Raw genomic sequence first — 7375 nt, forward strand, 5'->3', positions numbered from 1 at the left:
CGGTGGGGTCGGGGTGACGGGTGGAGGGGGCCGTTCGAGCGGCGGGGTTGGGGAATTGATTACCAATTGGTACAGACCTATTGACCTATGTGGTTCAGACCACATAGCTTCGGCGCCAATCTGCTTTCCCCCACGTGCGTGCTCCCCCACAGGCACGCGCCGACACTCTGCCCGGAGGACCGAGTGTTGATCCGATCCACGGCGGAGCGGCGTCCCACCGCTGCCCGTCGGTCCAAGAGCCCGGCGGCCCGCGCCGGCCTGGCCTCGCTGGCTGCGGCCACCATGGCCGGCCTGCTGATGGCCACGCTGGGCGCGGCGCCCTCCCAGGCGTCCGCCACCGTCGACAATGCCGCCTGTCGTCCCGACGGCCTCTACGCCACGCCCGGTGTCGACGTCCCGTACTGCAGCGTCTACGACACCAACGGCCGCGAGAAGATGGGCGCCGACCACCAGCGCCGCATCATCGGCTACTTCACCGGCTGGCGCACCGGCAAGGACGGCACGCCGCCGTACCTGGTCAGCGACATCCCGTGGGACAAGGTCACCCACCTCAACTACGCCTTCGGGCATGTCGGTTCGGACAACAAGCTGTCCGTCGGCACCGACAACGACAAGAACGAGGCCACCGGCATCTCGTTCCCCGGCGTGCCCGGCGCCGAGCTCGACCCGTCGCTGCCCTACAAGGGGCACTTCAACCTGCTGACCAAGTACAAGAAGCAGTACCCGAACGTCAAGACCCTCGTCTCGGTGGGCGGTTGGACGGAGACGGGCGGCTACTTCGGTGACGACGGCAAGCGCGTCAACACCGGCGGCTTCTACTCGATGACCGTCAACCCGGACGGCAGCGTCAACCAGGCGGGCATCGACACCTTCGCCGCCTCGTCGGTCGACTTCATCAAGAAGTACGGGTTCAACGGCGTCGACATCGACTACGAGTACCCGACCTCGATGAAGGACGCGGGCAACCCGCTGGACTGGCAACTCGCCAACAGCAAGCGCGGCTCGCTGGCCAAGGGTTATGCCGCCCTGATGAAGACCCTGCGGGAGAAGCTGGACCGGGCGGGTGCCGCCGACGGCAAGCACTACCTGCTCTCGGTCGCGGCCCCGTCGTCCGGCTACCTGCTGCGCGGCATGGAGACCTTCCAGGTGGCGCAGTACCTGGACTACGTCAACATCATGTCGTACGACCTGCACGGCGCCTGGAACAAGTACGTCGGCCCGAACGCCTCGCTGTTCGACGACGGCAAGGACGGCGAGCTGGCGGCGGCCAATGTCTACGGCACCGGCCAGTACGGCGGGATCGGGTATCTCAACGCGGACTGGTCGTACCACTACTTCCGCGGTTCGATGCCGGGCGGCCGGGTCAATGTCGGCCTGCCGTACTACACCCGCGGCTTCAAGAACGTCCAGGGCGGCACCAACGGCCTCTGGGGTACCGCCGCGGCGACGACCTGCCCGGTCGGCGCCGGCCTGACCTCCTGCGGTGACGGCGCGGTCGGTATCGACAACATCTGGAACGACAAGGACGACGCGGGCAAGGAGTCCCCGGCCGGGTCGAACCCGATGTGGCACGCGAAGAACCTGGAGAAGGGCGTCCTGCCCGACTACCTGTCCAAGTACGGGGTCAAGGACACCGCGCTGCAGGGCAGTTACGTGCGCAACTACAGCTCCTCGCTGGTCGCGCCGTGGCTGTGGAACGACACCAAGAAGGTCTTCCTGTCGACCGAGGACGAGCAGTCGGTCGGTGCCAAGGCCGACTACATCGTCAACCAGGGCGCCGGCGGCGCGATGATCTGGGAACTCGCGGGCGACTACAAGTGGGACGCGGCCGCGAACGGCGGCAAGGGCCAGTACGTGCCCGGCAGCACGCTGACCTCGCTGATGTACGACAAGTTCAAGGCGGCCTCGCCGTACGGGGCGATCCGTTCGACGACGGCGCTGCCGCAGCAGACGCTGCCGGTCGACGTGTCGTTCACCAACTTCGCGCTGGGTGACTCGAACTACCCGATCAACCCGAAGATCCACATCGTCAACAACTCGACGCTGACCCTGCCGGGCGGCACCGAGTTCCAGTTCGACTACGGCAACTCGGCCCCGGGCAACGCCAAGGACCAGTCGGGCTTCGGTCTGACGGTGATCAAGCAGGACCACACCGGTCCGAACGTGGGCGGTCTGAAGGGCAACTACAACCGGGTGTCGGTCAAGCTGCCGGGCTGGCAGTCGCTCGCCCCGGGTGCCTCGGTCGACCTGGACTTCGTCTACTACCTGCCGGTGTCCACGCCGTCCAACTGGACGGTCAACGTGGCCGGCACGCTGTACGGGCTCAAGGGCGACCTGACCCGCGGCGCGGTGGACGGCGGTACGACCCCGCCGACCACGCCGCCGACCACGCCTCCCACGACCCCGCCGACGACGCCTCCCACGACGCCGCCGACCACTCCGCCGACCACGCCTCCCACGACCCCGCCGACCACGCCTCCCACGACCCCGCCGACCACTCCGCCCACCACGCCGCCGACGACTCCGCCGGCCGGTTGCGCGGGTGCGCCGAGCTGGGACGCGGGTACCACCTACGCCACCACGACCAAGGTCTCCTGGAAGGGCCACTACTACCAGAACAAGTGGTGGACCAAGGGCGACGACCCGAGCGCCAGCGGCGCCTGGGGTGTCTGGAGCGACCTCGGCGCCTGCTGATGACAGCGGTCGCCTGAGGTGAGAGACGGCGGTGGCGGTGCACCCGGTCGGGGGGTGCGCCGCCACCGCTGCGTCGTCCGGGGGAAGGCCCGGGAGAAGCCCTGGGGGAAGCCCCGGGTCAGGCCGCCTCGACCTTGAGGTCGCGCAGCAGCTTGGCCACGTGGCCGGTCGCCTTCACGTTGTACAGCGCGTGCTCGACCTTGCCCTGCTCGTCCACGATCACGGTCGACCGGATCACGCCGGTGACGGTCTTGCCGTAGAGCTTCTTCTCGCCGAACGCGCCGTAGGCCTCCAGCACCTTCTTCTCCGGGTCGGAGAGCAGGGTGACCTTGAGGTCCTCGGCCTCGCGGAACTTGCCGAGCTTCTCCGGCTTGTCCGGCGAGATGCCGATCACGTCGTAGCCGGCGCCGGCGAAGACCTCGAGGTTGTCGGTGAAGTCGCAGGCCTGCTTGGTGCAGCCGGGGGTGAGCGCGGCCGGGTAGAAGTAGACGATCACCTTGCGGCCGAGGTGGCCGGCCAGGGACACGTCGTTGCCGTCGGCGTCGGGCAGGGTGAAGGCGGGCGCGGTGTCACCGGGCTGGAGACGCTCACTCACGGGGTTTCTCCTGGTGCTGGGCGGGCAGTCGTACCACGGCCAACTTACCCCTGATGGTGGGTGGGGCCGCGCGGGCCCGGGTGGCAGCTGACACACTGGGTCAGTCGCACAGGACAACATCAGTGAATGGGGTGGCCCGAGTGGGCGAGGCGAGCACTACGGACAAGTCGGCGCGGACGACCGCCCAGATCGAGGCGGACATCACCCGTACCCGCACCCAGCTGGCGGCGACCCTGGACGAGCTCGCCGTGCGGGTGCATCCGACCACCATCTCCGCCCAGGTCAAGGCGAAGGCCGTGGCCGCGGTCGAGGAGAAGGCGGGCCGGGCGTACGTGGCCGCGAGCGGGCTGGTCGAGCAGGCCCGGGCGCAGTTCGTGGACGAGAAGGGGCAGCCGCGCAAGGAGCGGATCGTCCCGGCCGCGCTGGTCGGGGTCGGTCTGGTGCTGCTGGTCGCCTCCGCGCGCAAGCGCCGCAAGGGCTGAGCCGCGGCGGCACGTCCCCGGGCCGGGCACCTGGTGCCCGGCCCGGCGTCGTCCGGCCCGGTGTCGTCCGGGGCGCGGCCGTCCGTGGTGGCGTCGTCCGGGGTGGCGCCGTCCGTGGTGGGACCGGGCTGGCGTCACGCGCCGTGCCCGGGGGCGGTACCTTCGGGGTCGTGAGCACGAACGACGAACCCACCCAGCAGTCCCTCCCCGCCGAGGCCGACGAGCGGCGCCACGACCGGTTGGGCGAGAAGCTGCCGATCAAGATGCTGCACGACCGCGTGCTGGTGCGCACCGAGGCGGGGGAGGGCGAGCGCCGCTCCACCGGCGGCATCCTCATCCCGGCCACGGCCGAGATCTCCAAGCGCTGCGCCTGGGCCGAGGCGGTCGCCGTCGGCCAGAGCGTGCGCTCCGTGGAGCCCGGCGACCGGGTGCTCTACGACCCCGAGGACAAGCTGGAGGTCGAGGTCCGCGGCGCCACCTATGTGCTGCTGCGGGAGCGCGATCTGCACGCCGTGGCCGCGATGCGCTTCGGTGACACCGAGGGGTCGACCGGGCTGTACCTGTGAGCCGCTGAACGCGGGCTTCCGGCGGGCCGCAGCGCTTCGGGCGCGGCGGCCCGCCGTCGTTCCCGGCAGCCCGGGGGCCGGCTGTTCGCGGTGGTAGCGTCGCCGGAGGGGGACGGGTTGCGCGGAGCGGCGTACACGGAGCAAGGGGGACGGGTATGGGCGGGAACGGCTCTTGGGTCGACTTCGGTGGGGCGGCTTCGCCGGTGGGCGGGCTGGACGGGGTGCGGTGGATCCACGGCTCGGAGTCGGCGAAGCACAACACCGATCCGGACATCCAGGTCCATCGGTACGACGAGCACACCGTGATCCTGCGGCAGAACATGGCGGTCAACTACGAGGCGCCGTTCCTGTTCCTGCTGTTCGGCAATGAGCGGGCGGTGCTGATCGACACCGGGGCGACCGCGTCGGCGGAGTTCTTCCCGCTGCGGGAGACCGTCGACGGGCTCCTCGGCGAGTGGCTGGAGCGCAACCCGCGGGACGGGTACGAGCTGCTGGTGCTGCACACCCACGCGCACGGGGACCATGTCGCGGGGGACGGGCAGTTCGAGGGGCGGCCGGACACCCGGCTGGTGCGGGCGGACAAGGCGACCGCGTGGGCGTTCCTCGGTTTCGACGCGGACCCGGACGCGGTGGCGCGGGTCGACCTCGGGGGCCGGGTGCTGGAGTGTCTGGCGACGCCGGGGCACCACGAGGCGGCGGTGACGTTCTTCGACCGGTGGAGCGGGTTCCTGCTCACCGGTGACACGGTCTACCCGGGGCGGCTCTACATCCAGGACTGGGCGGCGTTCGGGCGTTCGATCGGACGGCTGGTGGAGTTCTGCGAGGCGCGGACCGTCAGCCATGTGCTGGGCTGCCACATCGAGATGAGTGCGAAGCCGGGGGTGGACTATCCGATCCGGTACACCTACCAGCCGTACGAGGCGCCGTTGCAGTTGACGGTCGACCACCTGCGGGAGATTCGGGCGGCGATGGCGGAGATCGGCGAGGTGCCGGAGCGCCGGGTGTTCCCGCTCTTCGTCCTGTCGCCGAACAGCTGAGCCCGCCGGGGCGCTCCGGGGGGCCGGAGTGCCCCGGCGGGACGGCGGCCGGTCAGCGCCGGCAGTACAGGCGGGCCTCGCCCAGGTACCAGCCGAGCCCGTCCGAGGTCGCACTGGTGAGGCCGATGTTGCACTCGCTGCGCAGCCAGAACGCCGATACGGCCTTGGTGTAGGCCACTTCGCCGGCGGCGACGATCGCCGAGTTCGGGGTGTGCCCGTAGGCGGTGCCGACGAAGACCGCCGTCTCGGTCCAGGTGGTGGTCCGGGCGGGGGCGGCCGGGGTGGACGCGGCGCCGGCCGGGGCGGCCAGGGTCGTGGTGGCCAGGGCCGTGGTGGCTCCGCCGAGCAGGAGGGCGGGGACGGTGAGGGCTGCGGCGGCGCGCAGGCGTAACGCGGACGGACGGTTCATGAGGACTCCTCGGTGGGGTGGCCTCGCGGCCGGGGCGACGGCGGACGCTCAGGGCGGATCCCAGTGTGGCCCGGGCGCGCTGTGTCCGGTCAAGACCGGTCCGCGCCAGTCGGATTCTCCTCCGATCGGTTGTCGGTGACGGCCCGTAGGATCCCGGCCATGGTGAGCACTGGGGTGGTTCCGGTCGGGGACGGGCAGCGGCGGGCGCGGCTGGGGCTGCGGCAGCTGCTGGCGCCGGCCGCGCGGGTGGCGCGGGTGGAGGAGACCGCGGACGCGGTGGTCGGGCTGCACGCCTCCGATCCGGCGACGGTGTACCTGTCGGCGTGCGCGCGGCTGCGGGAGCCGTCGGCGGTGGAGGTGGAGCGGGCGCTGTACGAGGACGTCTCGCTGGTGAAGCTGCTGTCGATGCGGCGGACGCTCTTCGCGGTGACCGAGGAGTTCGCGCCGTTCGTGAGCGCGGCGGCGGCCCGGCCGATCGCGGTGAAGGAGCGGGCGACGCTGCTGAAGCACCTCGGTGAGTTCGCCGAGGGGTGGAGCGAGGCGCGGTTGGCGGAGACCGAGCGGGCGGTGCTGGCGGTGCTCGCGGCGCGCGGGGAGGCGACCACGGCCGAGCTGGGTGCGGAGGTGCCGGCGCTGCGCGAGACCATGCTGATGGCGGTGGGCAAGCCGTACGAGGCGAAGCAGAGTGTGGGGAGCCGGTTGCTGCGGCTGCTGGCCTCGGACGGGCATGTGCGGCGGTCGCGGCCGCGCGGGTCGTGGCTGAGCAGCAGCTATCCGTGGGCGCCGGTGGAGCAGTGGCCGGACGTGCCGGTGCGGGAGGCGAAGGCGGAGGTGGTGCGGCGCTGGCTGGCGCGGTACGGGCCGGGGACGGTCGAGGACGTGAAGTGGTGGACGGGCTGGACGCTGGGGGACGTCCGTCGGGCGCTGGCCGACGTGGGCGCGGTGGAGGTGGCGCTGACGGGCGGTGCGGCGGAGGGTGCGGCGGTCGGGCTGGTGCTGCCGGGGGACGAGGCGCCGGTGGCGGAGCCGGAGCCGTGGGCGGCGCTGCTGCCGGGGCTGGATCCGGCGGTGATGGGCTGGCGGGGGCGGGACTGGTATCTGCGGCCGCAGGACGTGCCGGCCCTGTTCGACCGGGCGGGGAACGCCGGGCCGACGGTGTGGTGGTGCGGCCGGGTGGTCGGCGGCTGGGCGCAGCGGGCGGACGGTGAGGTGGTGTGGCGGCTGTTCGAGGACGTGGGGGCGGAGGCGGTGGCGGCCGTCGGGGCGGAGGCGGAGCGGTTGGTGGGCTGGCTGGGGGAGGTGCGGGTGACGCCGAGGTTCCGGACGCCGTTGGAGCGCGAGTTGGTGGCCTGAGCCGCCGCGAGGCGGGGCGGGTCGGCTCAGGGCGGGGCGCCGCGAGGCAGGGCGGGCCGGCTCAGGCGGGCGGCGGGGTGGCCGGGTCGGCCGTGGTCGGGGGTTTGCTGGTGCTCGGGGGCTTGGTGGCGCCGGTGGGCGGCGGCGCGGGCGAGCGGGTCGGTTCCGGGGTCCTGGTGGGGGAGGTGGTGCCCGGTTCGGTGCTGGGCCGGGTGGTGGTGGGCCGGGCGGTGGGGGAG

The 7375-nt window shown here is 71.9% G+C and carries 7 protein-coding genes; 5 read left to right on the plus strand and 2 right to left on the minus strand.

All coding sequences use genetic code 11. The annotated features are described in order from the left end of the window. Positions 1 to 282 precede the first annotated feature (282 nt). Positions 283 to 2694, plus strand: coding sequence for a chitinase C-terminal domain-containing protein (locus VR45_RS37980; protein ID WP_234326571.1), 2412 nt, complete (start codon positions 283 to 285; stop codon positions 2692 to 2694). 118 nt (positions 2695 to 2812) lie between these two features. Here the strand turns inward: VR45_RS37980 and bcp are convergent, their stop codons facing one another. Then, entirely contained in the window at positions 2813 to 3289 is a 477-nt protein-coding gene (bcp, locus tag VR45_RS37985; RefSeq protein WP_030394219.1) for a thioredoxin-dependent thiol peroxidase, read from the minus strand. A gap of 140 nt (positions 3290 to 3429) precedes the next feature. On the opposite strand from bcp, the gene VR45_RS37990 reads away from it, so the two are divergent. From VR45_RS37990 to VR45_RS38000, 3 genes are all read left to right on the plus strand, one after another. Further along, the gene (locus VR45_RS37990) at positions 3430 to 3771 is read left to right on the plus strand and encodes a DUF3618 domain-containing protein (RefSeq protein ID WP_045944512.1); all 342 of its coding nucleotides are present in this window, start codon (positions 3430 to 3432) and stop codon (positions 3769 to 3771) included. Positions 3772 to 4034: 263 nt separating this feature from the next. Then, positions 4035 to 4337, plus strand: a complete 303-nt coding sequence (locus VR45_RS37995; RefSeq protein ID WP_045944516.1) for a co-chaperone GroES — start codon at positions 4035 to 4037, stop codon at positions 4335 to 4337. 155 nt (positions 4338 to 4492) lie between these two features. Then, a complete protein-coding gene (locus VR45_RS38000; protein ID WP_045944513.1) occupies positions 4493 to 5374 on the plus strand; it encodes an MBL fold metallo-hydrolase in 882 nt (293 codons plus the stop codon). Positions 5375 to 5426: 52 nt separating this feature from the next. On the opposite strand, the gene VR45_RS47610 is transcribed toward VR45_RS38000, so the two are convergent. Beyond that, positions 5427 to 5783, minus strand: a complete 357-nt coding sequence (locus VR45_RS47610) for a hypothetical protein (protein WP_045944514.1) — start codon at positions 5781 to 5783, stop codon at positions 5427 to 5429. A gap of 159 nt (positions 5784 to 5942) precedes the next feature. On the opposite strand from VR45_RS47610, the gene VR45_RS38010 reads away from it, so the two are divergent. Then, complete coding sequence (locus VR45_RS38010) at positions 5943 to 7136, plus strand: winged helix DNA-binding domain-containing protein (RefSeq protein WP_045944515.1); 1194 nt, start codon at positions 5943 to 5945, stop codon at positions 7134 to 7136. Positions 7137 to 7375 lie beyond the last annotated feature (239 nt).

Source organism: Streptomyces sp. NRRL S-495 (assembly GCF_000966955.1).
Taxonomy (GTDB): domain Bacteria; phylum Actinomycetota; class Actinomycetes; order Streptomycetales; family Streptomycetaceae; genus Kitasatospora; species Kitasatospora purpeofusca.